Source organism: Amniculibacterium sp. G2-70 (assembly GCF_014353055.1).
In the GTDB taxonomy this organism is placed as follows: domain Bacteria; phylum Bacteroidota; class Bacteroidia; order Flavobacteriales; family Weeksellaceae; genus Amniculibacterium; species Amniculibacterium aquaticum.
Map to the genome: position 1 here is coordinate 1518308 of NZ_CP060698.1, position 26848 is coordinate 1545155.

The 26848-nt window shown below is 38.0% G+C and carries 25 protein-coding genes; 12 read left to right on the top strand and 13 right to left on the bottom strand.

Annotated features, from left to right (window positions below; translation table 11 throughout):
• Positions 1-80 precede the first annotated feature (80 nt).
• From H9Q20_RS07000 to H9Q20_RS07060, 13 genes are all read right to left on the bottom strand, one after another.
• Complete coding sequence (locus H9Q20_RS07000) at positions 81-2726, bottom strand: TonB-dependent receptor (RefSeq protein WP_187477362.1); 2646 nt, start codon at positions 2724-2726, stop codon at positions 81-83.
• A 291-nt stretch (positions 2727-3017) separates the two neighbouring features.
• Positions 3018-3875 carry a carboxylating nicotinate-nucleotide diphosphorylase gene (gene nadC / locus H9Q20_RS07005; protein WP_187477363.1) on the bottom strand — a complete coding sequence of 286 codons (858 nt, stop codon included), beginning with the start codon at positions 3873-3875 and terminating at the stop codon, positions 3018-3020.
• Between the two features lie 18 nt (positions 3876-3893).
• Positions 3894-4103: a hypothetical protein gene (locus H9Q20_RS07010; RefSeq protein WP_187477364.1), complete on the bottom strand. Its 210-nt coding sequence runs from the start codon at positions 4101-4103 to the stop codon at positions 3894-3896.
• On the bottom strand, positions 4081-4320 hold the full coding sequence (locus tag H9Q20_RS07015) for a DUF6132 family protein (protein WP_124640300.1): 240 nt from the start codon (positions 4318-4320) through the stop codon (positions 4081-4083). The genes H9Q20_RS07010 and H9Q20_RS07015 overlap by 23 nt, the downstream gene beginning before the upstream one ends.
• Positions 4317-4910 (bottom strand): methyltransferase domain-containing protein, encoded by a 594-nt coding sequence (locus H9Q20_RS07020; RefSeq protein ID WP_124640298.1) that lies wholly within the window; start codon positions 4908-4910, stop codon positions 4317-4319. The genes H9Q20_RS07015 and H9Q20_RS07020 overlap by 4 nt, the downstream gene beginning before the upstream one ends.
• A gap of 12 nt (positions 4911-4922) precedes the next feature.
• A complete protein-coding gene (locus H9Q20_RS07025) occupies positions 4923-5219 on the bottom strand; it encodes a cupin domain-containing protein (RefSeq protein ID WP_124640295.1) in 297 nt (98 codons plus the stop codon).
• 7 nt (positions 5220-5226) lie between these two features.
• Positions 5227-6630, bottom strand: coding sequence for an MBL fold metallo-hydrolase (locus H9Q20_RS07030; RefSeq protein ID WP_124640293.1), 1404 nt, complete (start codon positions 6628-6630; stop codon positions 5227-5229).
• Positions 6631-6653: 23 nt separating this feature from the next.
• On the bottom strand, positions 6654-7037 hold the full coding sequence (locus H9Q20_RS07035) for a sulfite exporter TauE/SafE family protein (protein WP_124640291.1): 384 nt from the start codon (positions 7035-7037) through the stop codon (positions 6654-6656).
• Positions 7038-7120: 83 nt separating this feature from the next.
• Positions 7121-7498 carry a hypothetical protein gene (locus H9Q20_RS07040; protein ID WP_124640289.1) on the bottom strand — a complete coding sequence of 126 codons (378 nt, stop codon included), beginning with the start codon at positions 7496-7498 and terminating at the stop codon, positions 7121-7123.
• 7 nt (positions 7499-7505) lie between these two features.
• Entirely contained in the window at positions 7506-7949 is a 444-nt protein-coding gene (locus tag H9Q20_RS07045; RefSeq protein ID WP_124640287.1) for a hypothetical protein, read from the bottom strand.
• A 115-nt stretch (positions 7950-8064) separates the two neighbouring features.
• Positions 8065-10056 carry a TonB-dependent receptor plug domain-containing protein gene (locus H9Q20_RS07050; RefSeq protein ID WP_124640285.1) on the bottom strand — a complete coding sequence of 664 codons (1992 nt, stop codon included), beginning with the start codon at positions 10054-10056 and terminating at the stop codon, positions 8065-8067.
• A gap of 120 nt (positions 10057-10176) precedes the next feature.
• Complete coding sequence (locus H9Q20_RS07055) at positions 10177-11028, bottom strand: FixH family protein (protein ID WP_124640283.1); 852 nt, start codon at positions 11026-11028, stop codon at positions 10177-10179.
• 105 nt (positions 11029-11133) lie between these two features.
• Positions 11134-11493 carry a hypothetical protein gene (locus tag H9Q20_RS07060; RefSeq protein WP_187477365.1) on the bottom strand — a complete coding sequence of 120 codons (360 nt, stop codon included), beginning with the start codon at positions 11491-11493 and terminating at the stop codon, positions 11134-11136.
• Positions 11494-11656: 163 nt separating this feature from the next.
• On the opposite strand from H9Q20_RS07060, the gene H9Q20_RS07065 reads away from it, so the two are divergent.
• From H9Q20_RS07065 to ccoG, 12 genes are all read left to right on the top strand, one after another.
• Entirely contained in the window at positions 11657-13189 is a 1533-nt protein-coding gene (locus H9Q20_RS07065) for a helicase HerA-like domain-containing protein (protein WP_187477366.1), read from the top strand.
• A 14-nt stretch (positions 13190-13203) separates the two neighbouring features.
• Positions 13204-14427, top strand: a complete 1224-nt coding sequence (locus H9Q20_RS07070; protein ID WP_187477367.1) for a PolC-type DNA polymerase III — start codon at positions 13204-13206, stop codon at positions 14425-14427.
• Positions 14428-14530: 103 nt separating this feature from the next.
• A complete protein-coding gene (gene lysA / locus H9Q20_RS07075; protein WP_187477368.1) occupies positions 14531-15730 on the top strand; it encodes a diaminopimelate decarboxylase in 1200 nt (399 codons plus the stop codon).
• A 355-nt stretch (positions 15731-16085) separates the two neighbouring features.
• Complete coding sequence (miaB, locus tag H9Q20_RS07080) at positions 16086-17519, top strand: tRNA (N6-isopentenyl adenosine(37)-C2)-methylthiotransferase MiaB (protein ID WP_187477369.1); 1434 nt, start codon at positions 16086-16088, stop codon at positions 17517-17519.
• A gap of 374 nt (positions 17520-17893) precedes the next feature.
• Positions 17894-19174, top strand: a complete 1281-nt coding sequence (locus tag H9Q20_RS07085) for a sigma-54 interaction domain-containing protein (protein WP_124640272.1) — start codon at positions 17894-17896, stop codon at positions 19172-19174.
• Between the two features lie 22 nt (positions 19175-19196).
• A complete protein-coding gene (locus tag H9Q20_RS07090; RefSeq protein WP_187477370.1) occupies positions 19197-19730 on the top strand; it encodes an LptE family protein in 534 nt (177 codons plus the stop codon).
• Between the two features lies 1 nt (position 19731).
• Positions 19732-21456: a hypothetical protein gene (locus H9Q20_RS07095; protein WP_187477371.1), complete on the top strand. Its 1725-nt coding sequence runs from the start codon at positions 19732-19734 to the stop codon at positions 21454-21456.
• 230 nt (positions 21457-21686) lie between these two features.
• Complete coding sequence (ccoS, locus tag H9Q20_RS07100) at positions 21687-21863, top strand: cbb3-type cytochrome oxidase assembly protein CcoS (RefSeq protein ID WP_187477372.1); 177 nt, start codon at positions 21687-21689, stop codon at positions 21861-21863.
• Between the two features lie 36 nt (positions 21864-21899).
• Positions 21900-24158: a cytochrome-c oxidase, cbb3-type subunit I gene (gene ccoN, locus H9Q20_RS07105; protein ID WP_187477373.1), complete on the top strand. Its 2259-nt coding sequence runs from the start codon at positions 21900-21902 to the stop codon at positions 24156-24158.
• 21 nt (positions 24159-24179) lie between these two features.
• Complete coding sequence (locus tag H9Q20_RS07110) at positions 24180-24368, top strand: cbb3-type cytochrome oxidase subunit 3 (RefSeq protein WP_124640262.1); 189 nt, start codon at positions 24180-24182, stop codon at positions 24366-24368.
• Between the two features lie 11 nt (positions 24369-24379).
• Positions 24380-25258 (top strand): c-type cytochrome, encoded by an 879-nt coding sequence (locus tag H9Q20_RS07115; protein ID WP_124640260.1) that lies wholly within the window; start codon positions 24380-24382, stop codon positions 25256-25258.
• Between the two features lie 133 nt (positions 25259-25391).
• Positions 25392-26846, top strand: a complete 1455-nt coding sequence (gene ccoG, locus H9Q20_RS07120) for a cytochrome c oxidase accessory protein CcoG (RefSeq protein ID WP_187477374.1) — start codon at positions 25392-25394, stop codon at positions 26844-26846.
• Positions 26847-26848: the final 2 nt, after the last annotated feature.

Below are 26848 nucleotides of genomic sequence, written 5' to 3' on the forward strand. Positions count from 1 at the left end.
TGTTTTTACTTTTGATGAACAAAGATAATAAAAATCCCGACTTAGAGCCGGGATCTTGAATTTATTACGAGGGTAATGAATTAGAAATTAAAGGAAAGTGTAGTGGTCCAAGTTCTACCAAATCCGAAATAAACTTGGTTTTGTTGGCTAATGCCGTTCCAGTTTCCAGCACCTACATAAGAAGCGTATTTAGAAGCGTTGCTCGCTAAAGTACCTCCATTGATGTCTGTGTACTCTTGTGCAGATAATCCACTGTGGATGTTTGTGTTGGCATCAGAAATATAGATTCTGTCAAATAAATTGTACACATTTGCTCTTAAAGTGAAATATTGCTTTGCGTTCAAATTTAATTTGTAGCTTACCCCAAGATCCATTAACCAGAAAGCTGGTAATTTTACAGCGCCTTTTGCTCCACCTGCTTGAGTTTGGAAGTTAAGCGGGTTGATGTTTCCGTATAAATTATCAACATATCTGTAGTTAACATCTAAAGATAATCCTGTAACCGGCTTAATGTTAAGACCTGCAGCTGCAGTTAATTGTGCAGAGCTACCTACTTTTACCTTATCCAAATATAGAGTTGTAGTAGGTGTTGTTCCTGTTACGATAGGCTCGTTGGTTTCTGTAAATAAACTTCCTTCTGCGTTTCCTTCGTAATACCAATCACCGATTGAGAACATACCGTTTAATGAAACATGCTTGTTGATGTTTGCTATAAAATCGAACTCAGCTCCTTGGTGGATTTCTGTAATACCTGCGATGTTTGCATAAGCTGAAGTCGTAGTTACTGTAGCTCCTGTGTTGTCGGTATAAGTCGCAGTAATGTTGGATCTTCTTTGGAATCTGTCTTTCCAAGAAGTTCTGTATAGGTTAACATTTGCAGAGAATATTCCTGAACGGAAACCGTAACCTGCTTCTACACCAAAGATTTTTTCGTTGGTCAAGTTCGGGTTAAGGAAGTTTTTATTGTTTGGATATACGGCATTCAAGAAAGGTTGTTTTGAGTAGTAACCAATATTTGCAAAAACATTGTGCTGCTCATTGATGTTGTAGTTAGCACCACCTTTGATGTTGTACCCCAAGATGTCTTTGAAACCAGTTTTTGTGTTCAATACGGGGTTCAGTGCAGTTGGTTGGTTGGTTGCTGGAGTACCTGCAAGAGTTCCGTTAAGTAAAGAAACACCATCTACTAAGAAATTGTCTATTCTTTGGAAAGCTTGGTTGGACACAGCTCCTTGTACAAATGCAGATAGGTTGTCATTAGAATATTCTAATTGTCCAAACCCACCGTACCACAATACTTCACCGTCGTTATCATAAGTAATCATGTCACTCAAGTTATCTACTTTTCCTCCAAAAGGATTCCAAGATGGTCTTGGGCTAAATGCTTTGGTTACAATGTTATAAGGGATGTTTTTGTTGCTTCCGTCTTTATAAGCGGATGCTCCTAAGAAATCTGAAACTACTTGGTAGTGATAGCCATAATAGTATCTTCCATCAATACCTACGGTAAATTTCAAGTTATCGTTGATCTTGTGATTAAAGCTAGAAATCGCTCCGAACCAGTTGTGAGAGTTGATAGATGCTGCTTGTGCCATCGTGTTTCCTATCGGTGAAGTAGCATCTACTGTAGTTGCTGCATTGGCATTTACAATTGCATCAAAATTAATTTGACCGCTTGCAGTTTTAAAGCTAGGATCTGAAATGGATTTTCCTCCGGCTTTACCTACATTTCCATTTACACCAGCACCTCTACCGAAAGAAGCGTAAACCACGGTGTTTAGTTTGGATTTAGCATCAATTTTCCAATCCCAGTTAAGTGACATAATTGGTTTGTGGTAGTAATTATTTCTGTTTGAGAAAACTTCCCCATTCCTATACCCCCAATCCGGGTTGTATTTTCTATTCGGGTTGGTGCCGTCTCCGTTATTATATTTGATATAATCTGAAATTGTAGAAGAGGTAGATCTGTTGTTGTGCCATTGTGGTGCTCCCGTAATTGTAAATTGGAAGTCGTGGTTTCCACCTGGTTTTTGATATCCCAATGCGAAGTAATAGTTGTATCCTTCATACTCTGTCCCATCAACATAAGTAGATCCTGCAGTTCTGCTCATTAAGAAAGATGAAGACCAACCATTAGTAGATTTTCCTGTATTGTAGGCAAATAATGTTTTTAAGTAATCGTTATTCCCAATACCTACAGATACCACTCCGCCTTCTTTTTTATCAGCAGCTCGGGTAATAATGTTTACAGTACCACCAACGGAAGCAATAGCTAATTTAGAAGATCCAAGTCCTCTTTGTACCTGCATGGCAGAGGTTACATCGGAAAGACCTGCCCAGTTGGACCAGAAAACTCTACCGTTTTCCATGTCATTAACCGGCATGCCGTTTACCATGATCGCGATGTTTTCTTGGGCAAAACCACGGATGTTCAGTTTTCCCTCTCCGAAACCTCCACCTCCTTTTGTGGCGTACACGGAAGGAGTTGTGTTTAGGATTTCCGGAAACTCTTGATTTCCTAGTTTTTCAATAATTTGTGCTTCTTTAATGGTAGAAACAGCCACTGGTGTTTTACGATCTTTTGCGATATCTGCAACTCCTGTTAGTACAACTTGCTCAATGTCTTTGGAGCGGGTGTTGTCTTTTTCTTGTGCAAAATAAACACTTGCTGTAGATAGTGTAAGGACTACAGCAAAAATCGGTTTTTGGATAGAGTTAATTCTCATAACTTTAAAGTGTTAAATAATAAACTATTTTTCAGTTGCAAAAATCGTTAAATTATTTCAATGTTTCATTAATAAATTGTTAAAATTTAAAATGACGGGTTTATTTGTTTTAAAATGCAGTATTATAGGCGATTGTAAGGGTGTGGCGCTTTTGTTTTTACAAACTATATGTTGCATAATAATTAGAAAAATCATTTTTTTTTATATTATCAATAATATTAATTTGTGGTGGAAATGTTAAAAGCCTGATGGTGGATCAGGCTTTTTATTGGGTTTTCAAAAAAGATAATATTATTTTACCGCTTTTAAACTTAAATCTATATTTTTAGCAGAATGGGTAAGTGCTCCTGCGGAAATGTAAGTTACCCCTGTTTTTGCAATTTCTTGCAATCGATCTCTGGTGATGCCCCCAGAAGCTTCTGTTTCGCATTGGTTGTTGATGAGATCAACGGCTTCTTTCATGGTAGACGTATCCATATTGTCGAGCATAATTCTATCCACTTTGGCAAGGAGAGCTTCTTTAACTTCATCTAAATTTCGAGTTTCTACTTCAATCTTTAAGTTCAGGTTATTTTCTGCCAAATAGTGCTTGCACATCTTTACGGCATTGCTGATGTTGCCGTTATAGTCAATGTGATTGTCTTTCAACATCACCATATCGTATAATCCGTATCTGTGGTTATTTCCGCCACCGATAATCACGGCCCATTTTTCGCAAATTCTGAAGTTGGGAGTGGTCTTTCTTGTGTCCAGTAACTTTGTTTTGGTGCCGATTAGTCTAGAATTCCAATCGTGGGTCAAAGTAGCAATACCGCTCATTCTTTGCATGCAATTTAAAACCAGTCGTTCGGTAGAAAGTATGGATCTCGCACTTCCGGAAACGATAAAAGCAACATCTCCCTTTTTTGCATTTTCGCCATCGTTGATGAATCGTTCTACTGTTAAATTTTTATCAAAGGTATTAAAGATGATTTCTGCCATTTCAACTCCCGCAAGGATGCAGTCTTCTTTTACCAAAAGTTTAGCTTTTTGTTGCAAATCCGCTGGGATGGTGGATAGAGATGAATAGTCGCCGCTTTCAATATCTTCTTGTAGCGCCGCTTTTATAAAAGTGTTTAGGTTTTTATCGTTTAAGTATGTTGGTCGCATAGATGTTTCTATTTGGTTTTATTTCTTTGGAATTTCACAATTTCCGGATGCACAGCCGAATTTGAAGATGGACATGGCTATAAAGTACAACCCAAAAATAGACATCCACCATTCTTGGTCTTTTACAGACAATGCAACCATCCAAAATCCTCCGATGAGGTAGAGGATTCTTCTGAAATTCCAACCTTTTATAATGAGTATGTTTTTAATTTTGTTGATGATTGTCATTGCTCGTATTGATGTCTGCTGATTTTTTTTTCGGTTCAAAAATACTAAAAGTAAGGTAACCCATCAACATTCCGTACACCGAAGAGTTTATAGGCTTGGAAGTAATGGCACAAGTCCCAGAGCTGCATCCGATAAAGTGATAATAGGCATAGCCTAAGATGCCGCCAACAAGGATGCCCGCCAGTCCCAATTTATTTTTTTTTATAAATGCAGTCATACCGTTTTTTTGTTTTTTAGGTTGATGAAGACCTCGCTTCCTTTTCTAGGTTCAATACTGTTGTAGCAGTCTTCCATGGTTTTGATTTCAAAATATTTGTCAAAAAGTATTTTGTATTCGGTCTTGTCTCCGCCAAATGGAGGTCCGGCTTTTTCAAATTCGGTATTGAACAGCAAACCGATTATTTTCCCTTCTGGTTCTAAAATTTCTGAAGCTTTACGGATGTATTGCTCTCTTAAATCTGGAGAAATGGCACAAAAAAATGTTTGTTCCACCATGAGGTCGTATCGGTTTTCGTGCAAGAAAAAATCATCGCAAACCGTATTGATGTTGGGGTGGTTTTGGAACTTTTCTTTCAAATGCTCAACAGCAGTTGGTGCAATGTCGAGAAGCGTAATGTTTTGAAAACCCATTTCTGAAAGAGCAAAGGCTTCGTGAGCATTGCCGCATCCCGGGATGAGAATTTTAATGTCTTTATCAAGAACTTGTTCGAAATATTTTACGATGGCCGGAGAAGCATGACCAATATCCCAACCCGTTTGTTGGTTTTTCCATCTCGCATCCCAAAATTCTTTATTCAATTCTTCCATTTTCAAGGAGTCTTACAGCTCTTGGCAAACTAAAAAAACATTTTCATCTTCCAAACCGTGTACCTCATGCATTTCATCTACAGGGATTTCGAAAGTGTCCAAAGTATTCAAGATATAATTTCTGTCTTCAAATTTAAAATCAATTTTCCCTTTTGCAACGACAAGGGTTGCCGGGAAAGCAGTGGTGTGTTTCTGCAGTACTGCATTTTTGCCAAGACCTACGGCAAAATATTTGATGTTTTCATTTTTTTTGATGATCGCAACGCTTGGCTTATCATTGTGGAACTGTAAATTTTCGATGATATTCATAATGAAATTATTTGGTTGATGGACAAACGAAATTGGTTTTAGGAAGGTTGGTTTCTTTTATTTTGTTGTATCCTCCTTCTATTTCTGTGAAATTTCGGATTCCTCGTGCATTTAGAATGCTGGCAGCAATCATACTTCTGTATCCACCGGCACAATGCAGGTAAAAATGTTGGTCGTTGTTAAATGTATTGAACCATTGATTGATGTTGGAAAGAGGTAGGTTTTCTGCTGCTACAAGATGTTCTGCGGTGTATTCGGTTTCTTTTCGTACATCCACAATTTTATCTTTATCTTGGATTTGTTGTTCCATTTCTTGTGGACTAATTCTGTTGATGCGATCCACTTCTTTTCCGGCTTTTTTCCAGCTTTCTATTCCTCCGTTCAGATAGCCTAATACATGGTCAAACCCAACTCTTGCCAATCGTGTAATGGTTTCTTCTTCACTATTTTGATCGCAAACTAAAAGGAGGGGTTGTTGTACATCGACAATCATTGCGCCTACCCAAGGTGCAAAATCTCCTTTCAAACCGATATTAATGGATTTTGGTACAAATTCTTTGTGGAAATCGGCTGCGTTTCTGGTGTCTAAGATCAGGGCGGAATGTTCTTCAGCGATGGCTTCAAATTCATCTACCGACAAGGCATGATTTCCTTTTGCCATCACATTTTCAAAACTTTCATATCCACTTTTATTCATGGCTACATTCATTCCGAAATATTGTGGTGGAGCTGTTAGTCCATTCAATACTTCTTTTACAAATGCTTCTTTATTGGGCTGGTTCAGCGCGTAGTTGGTTCGTTTTTGGTTTCCCAAACTGTCCACAGTTTCTTTTTGCATGTTTTTCCCACACGCAGATCCTGCTCCATGTGCCGGGTACACAACGATGTCGTCGGCAAGAGGTAAAATTTTATTTTGTAAACTTTCGTAAAGGATACCTGCAAGTTCTTCTTGGGTCATGTTCGCTGCTTTTTGCGCAAGATCGGGTCTTCCGACATCGCCTAAAAACAGAGTGTCACCAGAAAACAATGCGGTTTCTTTACCGTTTTCATCTATCAAAAGTAAGCTGATGCTTTCCATGGTGTGTCCAGGTGTGTGCAGGACTTTTACTTGGATGTTTCCAATTTTAAAGATCTGCCCATCTTCGGCAATAGTGGTTTCAAAGCTGGGATTGGCAGTGGGTCCGTAAACGATTTGTGCGCCGGTTTTTTTGCTCAGATCCAAGTGTCCGGACACAAAATCAGCGTGGAAATGTGTCTCAAAAATGTATTTTAATTGTGCGCCATCTTTTTCCAATCTATCAATGTAGGGTTGGGTTTCTCTTAACGGATCGATGATGAACGCTTGGTTGTTAGAAACAACATAATAAGCACCTTGTGCGAGACATCCTGTATATATTTGTTCTATTTTCATTTCTTAAATTTTTTAATTTTTAATTACATTTTAATGGCTTTGTCGAAAAAGAGCATTTTTATGGCGATGACGATGAGCAATACGGCAAATATTTTTTTCAAAATATCTTGAGGGATTTGGTTGGCCCATTTGCCACCAAAGTATCCACCAATAAAAAAAGCTAAGGCCAAAATGCCTGCTGTTTTTATATCGCCGTGTCCAGCTTTATAGTACTGTAGTGCTGCCATAAAACCCACCGGTAAGACCATCATCATCAAAGTGGTTCCTTGTGCGGTTTGCTGTGAAAATCCCATAAATATGGCGAGTGCGGGGATGATGAATACGGCACCACCAATACCGAGTAAGCCACTCAGTATCCCACTGATGAGTCCTAAGATGAGTAAAATTAAAATTTGATTGAGATCCATTTTTGATTTTTTTTAGCAAATATCTGACATTTAAAACAAAAAATCTGTAATAAAGATTACAGATTTAATAGAATGTGTCGATGTTATTGTTCGTCAGCGGGTTTGTAAACGGAGATTGTTCCGGACTTGTCGGTCAGCCTTCCAGACATACCACTTTCCATAATTTCCCATGCAAAAGTCTCGTCTGTAAATATGGGTTCGCCTTTGTTGTTACTGCCTCGGGCATTTAGTTTGTGCTCTTTTCCTTCTTTGGTGATTTTAACGGCAACTTCATCGCCGTCTGCAAAATACACTACTTTTATGGTCTCTCCTTTGTCGTTTTTCAACATTTTAGCTTCTTGCTCTAGTGAGGTTTCTGCTGCTTCAGTAGTTGCTGTATTGTTGGTTTCTGTTTTCTGACAAGAAAATAAAAATACGGAAGCGATAGCTGCAACGATTATGCTGGATTTAATTTTGTTCATTCTGAAATTATAGTATGTTAACGATTGTATGTGTGGTGTTTCCTACTTCAATCGATGCTCCAATTTTTTGACCTTTTAGTTTAGAAAATATGGGTGCATCTTTAGAAATGCAAAACAATTCTTTGCCTCCAAAGGTAAGTTTCGGAAGTGGAACGGCTAAGAAAAAGTAGTTTTTGTCGGTTTCAACAATGGCGCCAAATTCAATTTCTGTGTACGACTTTTCCATTTCGTTCAATACGAATTCTAAATCATTTTTTTCTTTTTGTAGCATTTTTTCAAAACGCAATTGCATGTCTTTGGCTTCCGCTTGTCGTGTATAATCATCCGGATCCGATGTGCTGTCTTCGTCCATGTCCGAGGCAGTTTTGTAGCCGTCGACACTGTCTTTTAAGCTTTGGATAACTCGGTGCTGTTCTTTTATAATTTCTTTGAGGATATCTTCTCGTTTCATGTTTTATTTTTTAGTGAAAAAACAAAGTTATGAATATTTTATCGACTTTTTAAATCGGTAAGGCTAAGAAAAATCAGGAACGCGATAGGACAAGATTTTAAAGCTGTTTGTCAATCTATAAAGCGTAATTGATGTTGATGAAAAAGTTTCTGCCGGGTCTTGGGATTTTATTCCAATCTGAAAAAGTGGTGTAATAAGTGTCAAAAATATTTTCGACTCCCGTTTTTACCATAATTTTATTTCTTCCGAAATTAATCGAATAACCAATAGTAGCATTCAATATTGCGAAATCCGGAGTCGAACTTTCTCCATAATTGGTATTGTAGTGCTTTTTTGAGGTGTTACCGATCAACGAAATTTCAGTATGAAGCGCATTTTTATCGAAAGCCAAGCTGCTTCGGTAGCGGATTGGACTGATGTAAGGAAGCAGTTCGCCACGATGATCCTTGCCATAATTGTAGGAAATCTGAGTTTTCCATTGCAGTTGTGGTGTGATTTTTATTTCTGTATTCAACCCCAGATTGATAATATTTGCATGATCCAAAGCCGTCATTTTTTTTACGCCCAAAGCACCGATGGTCATTGGGGCAAATCCAGGAATAACTTCTCCGACCATAAAGTTTTGAATGTAAAAGATCGAAGCGTTCAGTTTTAAAGTAATATTTTTATTCTTTTTCCAGCTAATGTAGGAATTGCCTTCCCAAGCATTTTCATTTTTAAGATTTGGGTTTCCGATGTAGTCGTATTTTTCCGAAGAATTGAAAAGGTAAAAACCATAACCTTCCGAAACGGATGCAGATCTTTCCCCGTATCCTGTGCCTATCCCTGCCTCAAAATCACCTGTTTTAACGATGTAGTTGAAGGCAAAATTTTTCAAAATTCTACTTTTGTCGACTTTTAATTCGGGATAGAAAATTTGCAAACTTTGCAGCCCCATTTCTTTTTCGATCTTGTTATGGTGGTAATTTATACCAAAGGATGCTTTTAAACTATTATTTTCGTTCAAGGTGTAATGGTCTTCAATAAATAATCCTTGATTCAAAGTTTTTACACCGGGCCAAGTAAGCATAAACATTAATTTTTCTGTAGAATTGTTGGGATACATGGTCATTTCTGCCAAAGAATTGTTGGTGTATCCTGAAAGATTCACTAAAAATTGATGTTTGTTGATGTCGAATTGTGCCTTGCTGTAGTAACCGTAAGTGCTGCTCCATCCCGGCATGTCCATACGGATGGGCACAATTGGTCTTTTGCTGTCGTCCATCCTGTGTGTGATGTTGTTGTAATAAAACTTGGTTTCCCAACTTTTAATTTTTCCTTCGGGGTTTTCGTAACGGTGTTTAAGTGAAGTAATGATGGCTTCGGCCAAGGAAACATCCATAGGAAGTGCCGGATATCCGATATTGCTGGCTTTGTCGTAGATCAGGGAGCTTTCTACGAGGTGCTTGTCGTTGATTTTATACCCCAAAGTTTCGGAAAAGTTAATTTTCTTGAATTGTGAATATAAAATTTCTGTTGATTTTCCGGTGTGGTAATTTCCAGCTTCTCTAAACATAAAACTGGCATCGTTGTAGAGTTTAGAGTTTTTAAATACAAATCCTGCTCCTAAAATTTTTTGTGAATTTACCGACTCGAAGCCGGAGTTTAAATTTATTTTTAAATTTTCAGAACCAAATGCAGTTTTGCTTCTTTGCAAGTCGATTGCTCCACCGATGGTTGCGCCGTGGCAAGAACCTTGTTGTCCGCTTGTAATTTTTGCTGAAGCCAGATTAGAAACTTCTACATACGAGGTTATGGGATCCATTTTGTCGGTGCATGCACCAAAAATTCTCATGCCATCTATGGTTACAAGGGTTCTCTCTGTGCTCATGTTGTTTACAGTAGGTTCCCAAGCGTAGGCGCCTCTACGGATCATATCCACCTGAGCCGATTTTTGCAAATAATCATCAATAGAACCCAGAGGTTTGTTTTCTTTGATGGAAATGTTTTGTGTTTTGATAACAATGACTTCTTGGATGCCTCGAGTTTTTAAGCTGTCTTGATCTTCTTGTGCTTGCATAATACAAGAGAATGCCAAGCACAATATGATGATGAAATTCTTTTTCATAATACAAAAGGGTTTCAACCAATTTTGGATGATTAATTTTTAAAAACTGAAATTTTGAGATGCAAAATCACAGCAAGAGTTTTGTTAAAATCTTGCTGTAATTGGTAAGTGAAATTTAAACTAGAATTCTAGTTCGAAATAAATACTGCTGGCAGGTGTGCTGTCGTTTATTTCTTCACCTTTTAGTATGGTGCCCGATTGATCGGCCAATTGCAGGTTGATTTTCCAATATCCACTCATGGTAAGAGACAGTTTGCCAAAATACAAGCCTCCCGCATTTTTTTGTGTTGCATGCATGTTGTTGGGAGAGGTGTGGTTGCCCATGCTCGGCATTCGAGGATCAATTTTTACAGTATATCCATCCACCACAGCAAAAGTATTCATGTCCACCATTTTCCAAACCCCTACAACGAAGTCGTTTGTTGCAACTTTAGGGTTTTTAGGTTCGATATAGGCTAAGATGTATTTTGTATTGTCACTGCCTTTGAAAGAGGTTACGACTCTTTTTGTTGTCGCAGGTACATCCAATACGGTGGTCGCGGTGTGGCTTATACCGTCTATGGTGTAGTTTACTTTAAGATCCCAATATTCAGAAGCATTTTGAGCCATGGTGAACACAATGTATCCTTTATACAAGTTGTTTCCTAGAGGTTTTGATACTGCAGATTTTGGACAAGAGTGGCTCATGCTGGTCATGTGCATGGTTGGGGTCCAATCTATTGTAGCGTTGTTCTCGTATTGTCCCGTTGCTTTATTTTTTATTCTTAGACTGATTTCGTGATACCCTTGGCTCAATTTTCCACTGGCCGAATAAAGTTCTATGATGTGTTTGTCGTTCGAGAATTCTTTGATTAATTGCAGTCCACTCAGTTCGTTAGGGGATTCTACAATTGGATCTTCGCTGTTTCTACAAGATATAAGGGATAGGGCCATTACCAATGTGGCCAATATCGTTTTGATAATTGATTTCATTTTTTTAGAGTTTAATTGATTTTTAATAAAATTTAGTCGAAAAAAGATGCTCGATTTCTGCATTTGTAAAGACTACAAATGATCTGAGCTTGACGATTGAATCAATTAAATCTGAGGAGGTCTCGGTATTTTATGGAAATATCCGTGGGATAAACGAGAAGAATATCGGTTAAAATTAATCTTAACCAAAGGGTTCTCAATTCCGTTATCTTCTGTGATTTTGATTTCAGAAGTGGGCAGAACATTCATTTCGAAACAAAACTTTGCTACCAAATAAATTCCAGATTGGTCTTGCTCTTGGTTCAGTTGGCATTTACCATGGCAGCTCAGTTCGGGACGATCTTTATTTTCGCAATGGTTTTCGTAAAAATCCTGATTGATGTGGTAATCGACCAACACCAACGAGCTTTGAAAGCTCGACGCAAATACAAGAATTGCTAAAAGTGTAGTCCACCAGGTTTTCATACCAACAAAATTAAACTCTTTTGTCGTATTTTGAACTGACTTATCTCATAATTGCTGGCTGATATTCATCATGAAAAAACAAGGAATCATCAATCAAAAATTTTCATTCGTCCTAAAAAATTATTTACCTTTATCCATTCTTTAAATTTAAAAGACACAAACAATGGAGAAACAAGTGAAATTTGTTGATGAGCTGAGTGTAAAATACAGCACAAAAGGAGAAAGCATAACTCTTGGAAAGGGAATGTTGGACGGAGAAGTGGTGCGGGAAGTGGATGTTAAAATTCCTCTAAAAACCATCAACCGACACGGATTAATAGCCGGAGCTACCGGTACCGGGAAAACCAAAACCGTACAAGCATTTGTTGAACAACTTTCCAAAGCGGGAGTTCCCACTTTGGTATTGGACATCAAAGGGGATTTTTCAGGAATCGCTGTCGAAGGTGCAGAAAATTCCATTATTCAAGAACGATATGCAAAAACGGGTTTCCAATTTCAGCCTCAGGCTTTTCCTGTAGAATTGATGTCCATTTCCGGTGAAAAAGGAGTGAAACTTCGGGCTACGGTTTCTGAGTTTGGTCCAGTTTTGCTTGGGAAAATTTTACAACTGAACGATACGCAACAAAGTATTCTGGCTATTGTTTTTAAATATTGCGATGATAAAGGTTTACCGTTAATTGACCTTGACGATCTAAAAAAAGTTTTGCAATACATCACCAATCCGGATGGAGGAAAGAAAGAAGTTGCCGAAAATTATGGCAATGTTTCTCCTGCATCTTTTGGAGCCATTCTTCGATCCATCGTTGCGTTGGAGCAAGAAGGGGCATCCGATTTTTTCGGTGAACTAAGCTTTGATGTTTGGGATTTATTGGCAAAAGAAGGAGATAAAGGAGTGGTGAACATCCTAAGGGTGGGCGATATACAAAATAAACCTTCCTTGTTTTCAACCTTTATGTTGTCTTTGTTTGCAGAAATATACATGAGTTTCCCTGAAGAAGGAGATAGCGGAAAACCAAAGTTGGTTTTGTTTATTGATGAAGCTCATCTTATATTTAAAGAAGCCTCCAAAACCCTTTTGGCACAAATAGAAACGATGGTTAAACTGATTCGTTCCAAAGGAGTAGGAATTTATTTCATTACCCAAATTCCTGGGGATGTTCCAGAGAATGTGCTGTCGCAATTGGGACTTAAAATTCAACATGCACTGAGAGGTTTTACAGCAAAAGATAAAAAAGAAATTGACAAAGCGGTAGAAAATTATCCAATGACCGAATATTATAATGCCGGTCAACTCATTCAAAATTTAGGTATTGGAGAAGCCTTTGTTACGGCTTTGGATGAAAAAGGAATACCTACACCATTGGTACAAACCTATTTGATTTCGCCAGAATCCAGAATGGATGTTCTAACCGATGCGGAAATCGAAGACCTAACCAACTCCTCGGGTTTGGTATCCAAATATTCTGAATTGGTGAACAAGGAATCGGCTTATGAAATCCTATCTGAAAGAATGCAGGTGAATCAAGAGGTGATGGCACAGGAAAATACAAAATCTAAAGAAATTCAAGACGAGCCCAGTATGTTCGAGCAAGTGATGAAAAGCAGTGCGGGAAGAACTTTCGCCAATACACTGATGCGAGAAGGAGCAAAAGCCGTTTTAGGAATGTTGGGGTTGGGAACAAGAAGAAGGAGATAAATTAAAAAATAAAAGTGTATTCAATAATCGATATAGAAAGCAATGGTGCCGGATTTAGGAAGGAGAGCATCATCGAAATTGCCATTTACAAATACGATGGCCATCAAATTGTGGATCAATTCATCTCATTGGTAAATCCAGAAGCGGATATTACCCCTTTTGTACAGAGATTGACCAAAATTTCTCCAAATATGGTGAAAACAGCACCAAAATTTCATGAAATTGCAAAAAGAGTGGTCGAAATTACCAAAGGAACAACTTTGGTGGGACACAACATCGAGTTCGATTACAGGATGCTGAAGCAGTCTTTTGAACGCTTGGGCTATCCCTACAAAATAGATGTTTTGGATACCATTCCCATGGCGAAAAAACTCATTCCCAATGCAGAAAGCTACTCGTTGGGCAAGCTGACAAAATCCTTGGGGATCCCACTTACAGAGCATCACCGAGCTGCAGGAGATGCCCGGGCAACTTTGGACTTGTTCAAGCTGTTGTTGACCAAAGATGCGGTACACGAAATTATCCAACATCAATTTGAAGAAACACAAGCCAAATCGTTTTCCAATAAAATAAAAGAACTTACAGCGGACTTGCCCAGCGATCGAGGTATTGTCTATTTTCAAGACCAAAAAGGAAAGTTGCTTTTGTCAGAATATTCGGAGAACATCAATCGCTATGCAAAGAGTATTTTGCAGTCCAAATCATCCAAAAGAAAAAAAATTCAGGATCAATGCGAGCAAATTAATTTTGAACTCACCGGAAATCCGTTGCTCACCAAGCTTATTTTATTGGTAAAAGGAATGAAGCTGAAAGAGACCCTACCTTTTGGATTGTATTTTGAAAAAGGAAATTATGTTGTTGAAAAAATCAGTCTTCACACCGAAGAAAAACCTTTGTTGAAATTCAAATCCTTTACACAAGGTGCTAAAGTGGTTTCTTATATTGATAAACAACTGGAATTTGCTGATTTAAAGGCTTTTAAAAGCAAAATAGATTTGAAAAAGAGATCTGGAATTTTGGTTACTGAAGGTCGTATTTTAGGTGAAAAAGCATTTCTTGAATTTCAATCGGGACAGTTGGTTTCTTTTGGTTTTTATGAATATCATACCCAAGTGCAATCCAGAAAACGATTGGATATGCTGAAGATGGAATTGCCCAAAATAAGTCCTGAATTGAAAAACGAATTGCAGTTGGCTTTGCTCAGAGATGAGTTTCAACTATTTCCACTTCCGCAATAAATAGAAATATTTCACATATAAAAGCGCAGATTTAGGAAAAATTCCTACTTTTGTTTGGGTTTTCAATACTGTAAGCCATAATTTAATTAAAATTTTTAATCCAATGAACAATAAAGAATTGTTGAAAGTAGTCGAAGACTTCGGCACGCCTACTTATGTTTATGATGCCGAATCCATCAAGATTCAATACGAAAAACTAACCTCTTCATTTGCTAAGAACACCAAGTTTTTCTACGCATGCAAGGCGCTTTCCAACATCAACATTCTTAAATATGTTCAATCTTTGGGCGCTAATTTGGATTGTGTTTGCATCAATGAAGTGAAATTGGGACTAAAAGCCGGTTTCGAACCGAAAAGAATTCTCTTTACACCCAATTGTGTAGATCTGGCAGAAATCGAAGAAGCCATGGCTTTTGGTGTGCACATCAACATCGATAACATCTCTATTTTGGAGCAATTCGGTAACAAACACGGAGGTTCTTATCCTGTTTTTGTGAGAATTAATCCACATATTTTTGCAGGCGGTAATTATAAAATATCTACCGGTCACATCGATTCCAAATTTGGAATTTCCATCCACCAGCTAAGACACATCGAGAGGATTGTAAAATCGACCAATCTAAATGTGGAAGGGCTTCATATGCACACGGGAAGCGAGATCAAAGATCCGGAGGTCTTTTTGCAAGGACTGGAAATTATGTTCGAATTGGCGGAGCATTTCCCAAATCTAAAATATTTGGACATGGGTTCGGGCTTCAAAGTGCCGTACCAAGAAGACGATATAGAAACCGATGTGCAGACTTTGGGTAAAAAAGTGAACAAGGCCGTTTCCGAATTTTCAAAAGAGACCGGAAAGAAGTTCGAACTTTGGTTTGAGCCTGGAAAATTTTTGGTAAGCAAGTCCGGTCATTTTTTGGTGAAAACCAATGTTATCAAACAAACAACAGCAACCGTTTTCGCGGGCATCAACTCAGGATTCAACCACCTGATTCGTCCTATGTTCTACGATTCGTACCATAAGATTGAAAACCTTTCTCATGCCAAAGGTCCAGAAAGAATTTACACGGTGGTTGGGAACATCTGCGAAACCGATACTTTTGCATGGGATCGAAAGATTACCGAAATCCGCGAGGGCGATGTTTTGGTTTTTAGAAATGCCGGTGCTTATGGTTTTGAGATGTCTTCTAACTTCAACTCCAGATTAAAACCTGCCGAAGTGTTATTTTTAGATGGAAAAGCCCACCTAATCCGTAAAAGAGACGAGTTTGAGGATTTGTTGAAAAACCAAATTGAAGTTTTGTAACATAACATAATAGGATGAAAATAAAAGGATTGTGTTTACAGTTCTATACGATGGTTTCGGCTCAGCAAAGGATAACTACAAAACTGGGACTTTTTCTATTTTCATAGCATAAATAAGCACAGATTCTAACGGATAGCCAAATGTTTAACACGATTTTAGTTTATTTTTCCGTTCAACCGTCTTTTTTCCAGAAAAAGTGGTTTCTAAATGCTACTTCCAAATAAGAAAAGTCAAGAATTTTTGTTCTTGGCTTTTTGTTTTTTTTTAACATCCAACTTCTGCCATTTTGACAGAAAAACACTTATCTTTGCACCTCGATTTGAATTTTAAATTCAAGACTTAAAAATTTTACAAAGTGCAAGAGAAATACATAGACGAAACCAAACAAGGCGAAGCCTACGCCATCGCCGATAAAATAGGAAATACCAAAAAATTATTCTTAGAAAGCTACGGCTGTCAGATGAATATGTCCGACTCCGAGATTGTGGCCTCCATCCTCAACGATCAGGGGTATAACACCACCTTGAAAGAGGAAGAAGCCGATCTTATCCTCCTGAATACCTGTTCTGTTCGTGAAAAGGCAGAGCAAACCGTAAGGATGAGGTTGTCCAAATTCAAAAGCCTGAAAAGAACCAAACCCAACCTGATTGTGGGAGTTCTGGGTTGTATGGCAGAACGATTGAAGCATAAATTGCTGGAAGAAGAACAGTTGGTAGATTTGGTAGTCGGTCCAGATGCCTACAGGGATCTTCCCAATCTTTTAAAAGAAACCGAAGGCGGAAAAGACGCCATCAATGTCATCCTTTCCAAAGACGAAACCTATGCCGACATTTCTCCCGTTCGTTTGGGTGGAAACGGCGTTACGGCTTTTGTGACCATCACCCGTGGTTGCGACAACATGTGTACTTTCTGCATCGTGCCTTTCACAAGAGGTAGAGAACGAAGCCGAGATCCGCATTCCATCATCCGAGAATGTAAAGAACTTTGGGACAACGGATACAAAGAAATCACTCTTCTGGGGCAGAATGTAGATTCTTACCTTTGGTACGGAGGTGGAGCCAAAAAAGATTTCGACAAAGCATCAGAAATGCAACAACTTACAGCCGTTCATTTTGCCGAATTGTTGGATATGGTAGCGACAGAACTTCCAGAAATCCGAATCAGATTTGCAACTTCCAATCCTCAGGATATGAGCTTGGATGTTTTCAGAATGATGGCAAAGCATCATAATATTTGCAAATATGTTCACCTCCCGGTGCAAAGCGGTAGCGACAATATGCTGAAAGCCATGAACAGACAGCATACACGACAAGAGTATTTGGACTTGATCCGTGAAGCAAAATTAATTGTTCCGGAAATTGCATTTTCTCAAGACATCATGGTAGGCTTCTGCAACGAAACCGAGGAAGATCACCAAGATACCATTTCGCTAATGAAAGAGGTAGAGTACGATTACGGTTACATGTTTGCCTATTCTGAAAGACCAGGAACTCCGGCACATAAAAAAATGCCTGACAATATTCCGGATGATGTAAAAAGCAGAAGGCTGCAAGAAGTGGTGGATTTGCAAGGAGAACTTTCTACTTTAAGAATGAAATCCTATGTGGGAAAGGTGCACGAAGTTTTAATTGACGGAATATCTAGAAAAAATGTAAACCAATGGAAGGGCAGAAACTCGCAAAATGCCGTGGTGGTTTTCGATATAAAAGAAGGAACAAAACTTGGAGATACGGTACAGGTTTTTGTGAACTCGTCCACCAGAGGAACTTTGATTGGCGAGATGTTGTAAGTGATTTTGTTTCATGATTTGTGTTTCAAGTTTCAAGTTTAAGATAAAAAGTGATGTCAACTGTTAAGAGATTTGAGGATTTAGAAATTTGGAAAGAAGCAAGAAGGCTGTCAAAAGTTATTTTTAGACTGACTATCGAGACCGAATTAAATAGAAATTTTAGATTCAAGGAACAAATTTGAGTTTTCGATTATGGTTTTATCGAAAAAGAACAACTAGAAATACTTATTTTAGATTATGAAAATTGAAGTGGAAAGATCAGTAATTTTATTTCCTATTTGAATAGAAATGATTTTTAAGGGAATAAATTCAGAAAACCCTAAACCTGAAACTTGAAACCTGAAACTTAAAAAGAATAACCTGAACTATAAATAATGACCAACCTACAAAATATAAAAAATCGATTTGGGATTATAGGAAATTTTCCAGTCCTCAATCGTGCTTTGGAAAAAGCCATACAAGTTGCCCCCACCGACATCTCCGTTTTGGTAATTGGTGAGTCGGGTGTGGGAAAGGAATTTATCCCAAAAATTATTCATTCCGAATCCAAAAGAAAGCATCAGCCGTATGTGGTGGTCAACTGTGGAGCCATTCCGGAAGGAACCATAGATTCTGAACTTTTTGGTCACGAAAAAGGAGCTTTTACCGGAGCTACAGCCACTAGAAAAGGCTATTTTGAAGTGGCCGATGGCGGAACCATTTTCTTGGATGAAGTGGGCGAGTTGCCTTTACAGACCCAAGTGCGTTTGCTTCGCGTCTTAGAAAGCGGAGAGTTTATGAAGGTGGGGTCATCACAAGTACAAAAAACCAATGTGAGGATTGTGGCAGCAACCAATGTCAATATGATGAAGGCCATACAAGACGGGAGGTTCAGAGAAGATCTGTACTATCGTCTGAATACCGTGCAAATCGATATGCCGGCACTTCGAGAACGACATGGAGACATCCATCTTTTGTTTAGAAAATTTGCCATTGATTTTGCCGAAAAATACAGAATGCCAGAATTGGTACTTACAGACGATGCGGTACATTATTTAGAAAATTATTCGTTTCCTGGAAATGTTAGGCAAATCCGAAATTTGGTTGAACAAATGACGGTTGTGGAACAGAATAGAGAAATTACAGCCGGCAAATTGTCCGAGTATATCCCTATGAATGCGCATTTGCCAGCCGTAGTTCAGAAAAATGGAGGAGGTGTTAGCAGCTCCGAATTTCATTCGGAAAGAGAAATCATGTATAAGATTTTGTTCGATATGCGTAACGACATCAACGATCTAAAGTCTCTCACTTCCGAGTTGATCAAAAACCGTGGGAATGCCAATATTTCCCATCAAGAAAAGGATTTGATTTCCAGAGTTTATGCTCAAAACCAAGAGGTCGGTCAAAATTCTTTGTTGTATTTTGAAAATGAAAATACCGGAAAGCTGCAGCATCCGACCATCGTTTCGCATCATTCTGATGATTTTGATGAAGTAGAAGATATCGAACTGGAAGAGGCACAACCCGAATCCCTTTCGCTTCAAAACAACGAAAAAGACCTGATTATAAAAGCGCTCGAAAAGCATAACGGTCGCCGAAACAAGGCTGCTGATGAATTGGGAATTTCTCAAAGAACATTGTACAGAAAAATAAAACAATTTAACTTAGAAGAATAATTTCTTTCGCTCGTCATACAGTATGAAAATAACAAACATCGTCATAAAATCTTTTTTTAGCTTGATGCTCATGTTGGTCTTGGTTTCGTGTTACAGTTTTACAGGATCATCACTTAGTCCGGAAACTCAAACGATTTTGGTTAGAGACTTTCCGAACAATGCCGCCTTGGTCAATCCCAATCTTTCGCAGCAGTTTTCTACCGATGTTCAGAATCGATTTTTGCAAAGGACAACTCTGAAAGGGACCAAAGACAATCCGGATATTTTAATTGAAGGAGAAATTACGGATTACAGCATAGCACCCACTTCCATATCTTCCCCAACCAATACCGGAAACGGAAACTTTATGCAAGCCGCACAAAATAAGCTGTCCATGACGGTCAAGGTGCATTATGAAAATAAAAAAGAACCGGAAAAAAGTTTTGACAGAACTTATACCGACGAGAGTACTTTCAGCAGCAATCTCAATTTTACTTCCATAGAAGCGGCGCAAGTAAAAATTGTGAACGAAAGAATCATCAATAAAATTTTTAACGATATTGTAGCCAATTGGTAAGATGAATGCAAGACTTTTAGAAATCGTAAAAATGCCCAAGCAGATCGTTGAAAACGATTTGGATTTGTTGGAGAAAGAAATAAGCAAACAACCGTATATGCAGAGTCTCAGGGCTTTGTATCTCTACGGTTTGCATCAGTTCAGAAAAGAAGACTATGCCTCGCAACTGGCTGTTACAGCGGCATATACAACGGATAAAAAGATTCTATATCAGTTGATCAAAAAAAATGAGCCGATCCAAGCGGTTGTTAAAAACGAAACTTCACTTGAAGAAAAGTCGATGGAAACCCCTACAGAAATTACAGCGGTTGTTACGAATGATGAGGTTAAAAATTTCACCAACATTGAAGCCAAAGAATTGGAAGAATCGGTTGAAGATCAGGTAAATATTCAGCCGGAAAAAGTCGTTTTCCAGAATGAAGTTGAGGCAAAGGAAGATCTTGTAGCGCCATTAACCCAAACTGTTTTCGTTGATGAAAAAGTCGAAGATGTCGATGTTGAAGAATCCCATGTTGCAATGGATGTAAATGGAATGGTCGACGAAACCCAAAGTGTGGTAGAGCCTGTTGTATTTGAAGAAGAATTGAACGAAGAAATTGTCGTTGAAACAACTGAAGAAGTCCCGACCATCAACAATAATATTGAAAAACAATTGGAAGTGAAGAATGTAGAATTGGATGCAAATGCAGAAGCAGAGGAAATTCAACAAGACCATGACGCTGGACTGGATTTCCATGGGGTTGATGAGTTTTTACCGAAAGTTTCTATGATTGGTCATTCCGAAAGTGCATTAACCAACGATATGAAAAGGGAAGAGCAGCGATTGAAGGAGAAAAAACAGCAGGATGAAATGCAAAGATTGATTGCTGAGGTTGAGGCTAAAATGAAAGCCAATAAAAAAACAAAAGTAGAAGCCACTCCAATTGTTGAAGAAATCCCTGAAAATAACGAAATTAATTTTGCAGAAGTTCACGATGTTTTTTTGGAAAGAAAAGAAATTGTTATTCCAAATTTAACGGAAAAAACAAAAGAAGAAATCATCGACGAAAGTCCAATGGATTGGAAGCCAATGGATTTAAAAGAAAATATTTCGCAAAGTCGTTTTTCTAGAAACCTACCTGGGTCTCAGAATGTACCGGTTGATGAAGAGAAAACCGTTACAGATCTGGAGAATAGACCGGCTGTGGACATTTCTTTTTTTGAAAATACGATCGTCTCATCGGATGAAGAGAAAGGGAATTTGCATGAAGAAGTTGTAGTAGAGAAGACTGCAGAAAAAATAGAAATACTCAACAGCAACATCCCTCAATTTATAAGTACTTGGCACAATTGGTTGCAGTTGGATAAGGAACAGCTTGAAGAAAGTATATTGCTCGATCGTTCCAAATCGGAAGAGGAAATTGTAGAAGAAATTGTGGAAGAAATTGTCTTTGAAGATTCCAAAGAAGAGATTAAAACCAAAGCAATCGATTCCTTTATAGAAAATGAGCCAAAAATTTCTAGACTTAAAGAGGGTGTCGATGTGGCATACAAAGATCGAGGCGATGATATTTCGCATCTGATGACGGATACCTTGGTGGGACTTTATATAGAACAACGATTGTACAGCAAGGCCATTCGCGGTTATGAAATTCTCATGGAAAAATTCCCTGAAAAAAAAGAGGACTATTTGATGAAAATTGAAGATGTGAAAAGCCTAAAAATCAATCCGAAGTCCAATGAATAGGATTTTTTAATCCGAAATTTGTAAAAAGGATCAATTATAAAGAAAATATATAGATTTTTTTAATCAATTTTAAGAAAATGATTTGTCTAGATAAGAGTTTAATAATCAGGAACTAAACGCTTGTGGGGTTATTTAGATTTTTTATAAATTAACATTTTTTAACAATTGAAATCGAAAATCATATTAAATTACTAATTTTGAATGCTTATAAACCTTAAATTTGCGGCGAAATGGAATTTTTGTATTTGATGATCATTTGCTCAGTCTCATTGGCGGTGGTTTTCTTAATCATCTTCATCATCAATGCCAAAAAAGGACAGTTTGAAGATGACGAATCCCCAGCGGTACGAATTTTATTTGACGATGAGGTGAAGGAAAAGCCGAAAACAGAAGACCTTCCAGATTAAGAAAAAAAACAGGAAAAAAACAGTTAATTATATAAAATGGAGACACAAAAGTTTAGTTACGACAACAGTATTGTTCGTGCGTTTCTCTATGCTACCGTAGTATTTGGTATCGTAGGGTTTTTGCTTGGACTTACTGCTGCTTTGATGTTATTCTACCCCGAGCTTCCTGAATACTTTTTAGGAACCGATGATACAACCATCAAGACCCTATCTTCTGGAGGGATTCAGGGCTTGATCAACTCTCACGGTTATTTCGGTTTTGGTAGAATTAGAATGTTGCATACTTCTGCGGTTATTTTCGCATTCGTATGTAATGGTTTCTTTGCCGGAGCTTATTACTCTATGCAAAGAGTGCTTAAAACGAGAATGTACAGCGATACCCTTTCTTGGATTCATTTCTGGGGTTGGCAATTAATGATCGTTGCTGTAGTGATTACTTTCCTTATGGGAATCAACACTTCTAAAGAATATGCTGAACACGAATGGCCAATCGATATCATGATTACGCTTGTATGGTTGGTTTTTGGTTACAACATGTTCGCTACAGTAGCAGTTAGAAGAGTAAGACATTTGTATGTTGCCGTTTGGTTCTTCATCGGAACTTGGATTGCAATTGCAATGTTGCATATTTTCAATAACTTAGAGGTTCCTTTGTCTTTCACCGGATGGAAATCGTATTCCGCTTATTCTGGTGTGAAAGATGCTTTGGTACAATGGTGGTACGGTCATAATGCTGTAGCATTCGTACTGACGACTCCTATTCTAGGTTTGATGTATTATTTTGTTCCTAAAGCTGCTGATAGACCGGTTTTCTCATATAAACTATCAATCATCCACTTCTGGTCTTTGATCTTCGTTTATATCTGGGCAGGTCCTCACCATTTACAATATACCGCTTTGCCTGCATGGGTACAAGCTACAGGTACAGGTTTCTCCATCATGCTTATCGCTCCATCTTGGGGAGGTATGCTTAACGGTCTCTTGACACTTAGAGGTTCTTGGGATAAAGTAAGAGAAAATCCTATTTTGAAATTTTTCGTAGTAGCAATTACTTGCTACGGTATGGCTACTTTTGAAGGTCCAATCTTGGCAACAAAAACGCTAAATAAAGTTGGTCACTTTACCGATTGGGTAATTGGGCATGTGCATTTGGGTGCTTTAGGATGGAACGGTTTCATCACTTTTGGTATGGTATATTACCTATTGCCAATTATGTGGAGAACCAAACTTTGGTCTGTGAAATTGGCCAACTGGCATTTCTGGTTGGGTACACTAGGGATTATTTTCTATGCAGTTCCATTGTACATCGCTGGATTTACTCAAGGTTTGATGTGGAAACAATTCAACCCGGACGGTACACTTGAATGGAAAAACTGGTTGGATACCGTAACGGCTATTCTACCGTATTATAAAATGAGATTTGTTGGTGGTTTGCTTTATATTGCTGGTGCTATTTTGATGTGTATCAATGTGGTAGCTACAGTTAGAAGTGGATCTTTCCAAAAAGATGTTCCGGCAGAAGCTCCTGCATTGGCAAACATCGGAAAAGCAAGAAAAGAAGGAGAAGGCGTACACTTATGGTTAGAGAGAATGCCTTTGTATCTTACAGTTTTATCTTTAATTGCGGTTGCAATTGGTGGTATGGTACAGATTATTCCTACATTGACCGTAAAAGAAAATGTACCTACAATCTCTGCTGTTAAGCCATATTCACCACTAGAATTAGAAGGTAGAGACTTGTACATCCGTGAAGGTTGTAACTCTTGTCACACGCAAATGATTCGTCCTTTCCGTGATGAAGTAGTTCGTTTTAACGGGAAAAATGGTCAATATTCTAAAGCCGGAGAGTTTGTTTACGATAGACCATTCCTTTGGGGATCTAAGAGAACGGGACCGGATTTGCACAGACAAGGTGGTAAAAACCCAAGTTCTTGGCATTACAAACACATGTACAACCCAAGATCGACATCCGCAGGTTCTATCATGCCTCGTTACCCATGGTTGATCGCAACCGATTTGGATCGTACCAAAATGGTGGATAAGTTGAATTTGATGAAGAATACTTTCGATGTACCGTATACTCAAGCAGAAATCGATAGTGCTAACACTTGGGCAGATAACCAAGCGAAGAAAATCGTTAAGGATATTTTCTCTGAAGCAGCCGACTTAAAAACGGCTTACGCAGATAGACCAGGTCAGTTAGAGAAAAAAGAAATCGTAGCATTGATTGCTTACCTACAAAGATTAGGAACAGACATCAAAACGACGGAAGTAAAAACTGCTAGTATAAAATAATCAAATTTCTAAAGGAGCATTATGATACCACAAAGTTTTAGAGACATCCTCTCCAACGGAGAGAACTCCAATCTTTTTCAGATTATCGCTTTACTTATTTTTATCGTATTCTTCGTAGGTTTGATTATCTATGTGTTTTCCAGACCCAAGAAGTACTATGATGAAGAAGCGAATGCTCCTTTAGATGATGATTCAGATATTAATCTTTAAAGTATTAAATTATGAAACCTAGAACTCCTATATACATCAGCATATTTTGGGTATTTGTTATCCTGTTTGTTGTTTATTACATGTTTGTACAAAACAGTTCTTTCTTAACTTCACCATATTTCTGGGGGACTTCAGTAATCGCTGTGATTCTGACTTATATCCACAGTTCCATTGGTGATATTATCGAAAATGAAAAGTTTAAAAGACTTTCGGATGCTGAAAAAGCAGCGTATCTAGAAAGCAAAAAACAACCTTATTTCAAGTCACTTTACCAATCGGCTTTCCAAAAGCAAACGGCTAAAGAAGAAAAAGACATCCTTATCGACCACGGTTTCGATGGGATTATGGAATTGGACAACCAATTACCAAAATGGTGGTTGGGTCTTTTCTGGTTCGGTGTCGCTTATTGTATCGTTTACCTAATTGCATTTTCATTTACAGATTTTGCTCACCAAGGAAAAGAGTACGATGAAGAATACAAACATCAAACTGCTGCAATTGCCGAGTACATGAAAACTGCTCCGCAAGCCACTTTAGAAAATGCAAAATTCTCTGCAGACAATATTGCCGCTGGTGAAGAGATTTTCAAATCCAATTGTGTGTCTTGTCATGGTGATGGTGGTAAAGGTGGTATCGGTCCTAACCTTACCGACAATACTTGGATTAACCAACCAGAGAAAACTTTATTTAAAAATGTTTTCCACATGGTTCAAGACGGTAGTCCAAACAACCCTGCCATGCAGGCCTTCGGTAAAAATGGTGTGTTAACCGGTAACGATATCCAAAATGTTGCGGCTTATGTTTACCACATCAATCAAGAAGTATCTCCAATTACACCTGCTCAAGGTGGTGCAGCTCCTCAAGGAACTCCTGCAAATTGGGAAAAATAATTTTTTATAAATTTTAGAAAAAGTCATCTTTTAAAGATGGCTTTTTTTAATTATAGAAATACTTAAATGTAATCATAGTCACCATTTATCTACATTTTTAGCCTTAAATTTGTAGAAAGAAAAAACAGTTTTAATGTCAGATACAGAACACGGCCACTTTAGAGGTGGTCAAGGTCAAGTTGTGGACGCAGAAACTTTCAGAGATTCTGTGGGCACCATGGACAATACAGGAAAAAGAAAGTGGGTATATCCAAAAATGCCAAGTGGACGATATACCAATTACAGGACTATTGTCGCTATTTTACTTCTTATTACTTTCTTTGTACTTCCTTTTGTTAAAATTAATGGTAATCCGTTATTTTTAATCAATGTTTTAGATCGAAAATTCTTTTTGTTTGGTCAACCGTTTTTCCCACAAGACTTTTTCATTCTAGCATTGGGTTCTATTACCGCTTTGGTATTTATTATTCTATTTACCGTAGCTTTTGGTCGTATTTTCTGCGGGTGGATATGTCCTCAGACCATCTTTATGGAAATGGTTTTTAGAAAAATTGAGTATTGGATAGAAGGGGATAGAAACAAACAAATAAAATTAGACAAACAATCTTGGAATTCAGAAAAAATCTGGAAAAGAGGTTTGAAATGGAGCATCTATGTTCTTATATCTCTTGTTGTCACCCATTTTATGTTCATGTACATTGTAGGTTACGAAGAGGTATTGAAAATAATGAAAGAGGGACCTATTGCCAATTCAACCAATTTTTTGGTCATGGTCTTGTTTACGGCAACTTTTTATTTTGTTTTTGCATGGTTCCGAGAGCAGGCATGTACTTTGGTTTGTCCTTATGGTCGTTTGCAAGGTGTACTTATTGACAAACAAACCATCAATGTGTATTACGACTTCAAAAGAGGTGAAAATAGAGCAAAATGGAGAAAAGGAGAAGATCGACAAGCTGCAGGAAAAGGAGATTGTATCGATTGTAACCAATGTGTGGTCGTTTGCCCAACCGGTATCGACATTAGAGACGGTCAGCAGCTGGAATGTGTGAACTGTACAGCATGTATCGATGCTTGTGATGAAGTCATGGAGAAGGTAGGTTTTCCTAAAGGTCTTATTCGTTATGCAACCGAAGATGAAATAGAAAAGGAACAGCCTTTCAAATTTACAACCAGAATGAAGGCGTATGCAGCGGTACTTATTGCAATGATAGGTTTTATGGTGTTTTTGATGCAAGATCGTGGTACCATGGAAGCAAAATTCATCAAACCGGCAGGTTCTACCTATTTCTTAAGAGATGGGAAAATTACCAATTCATACAACTTTACTTTGCTTAACAAATCCAACAAGGATATTAAACTTAGCATAAAAGTTTTGGAACCTAAGCACGGCGAAGTAACCCTCAGTGGAGAAAAAACAGTTTTGGTGAAAAGAGATCAAATTTCCAAAGGAACGGTAAACATTAGCTTCCCAGAAAAGGAAATAAAAATGTCTAAACAAAATATAGAAATTGGTGTTTACGATGAAAAAGGTAAAGAATTGGATGTCTTTAAAACCTATTTCGAAGGACCATTTAAATTAGCTTTTTAATT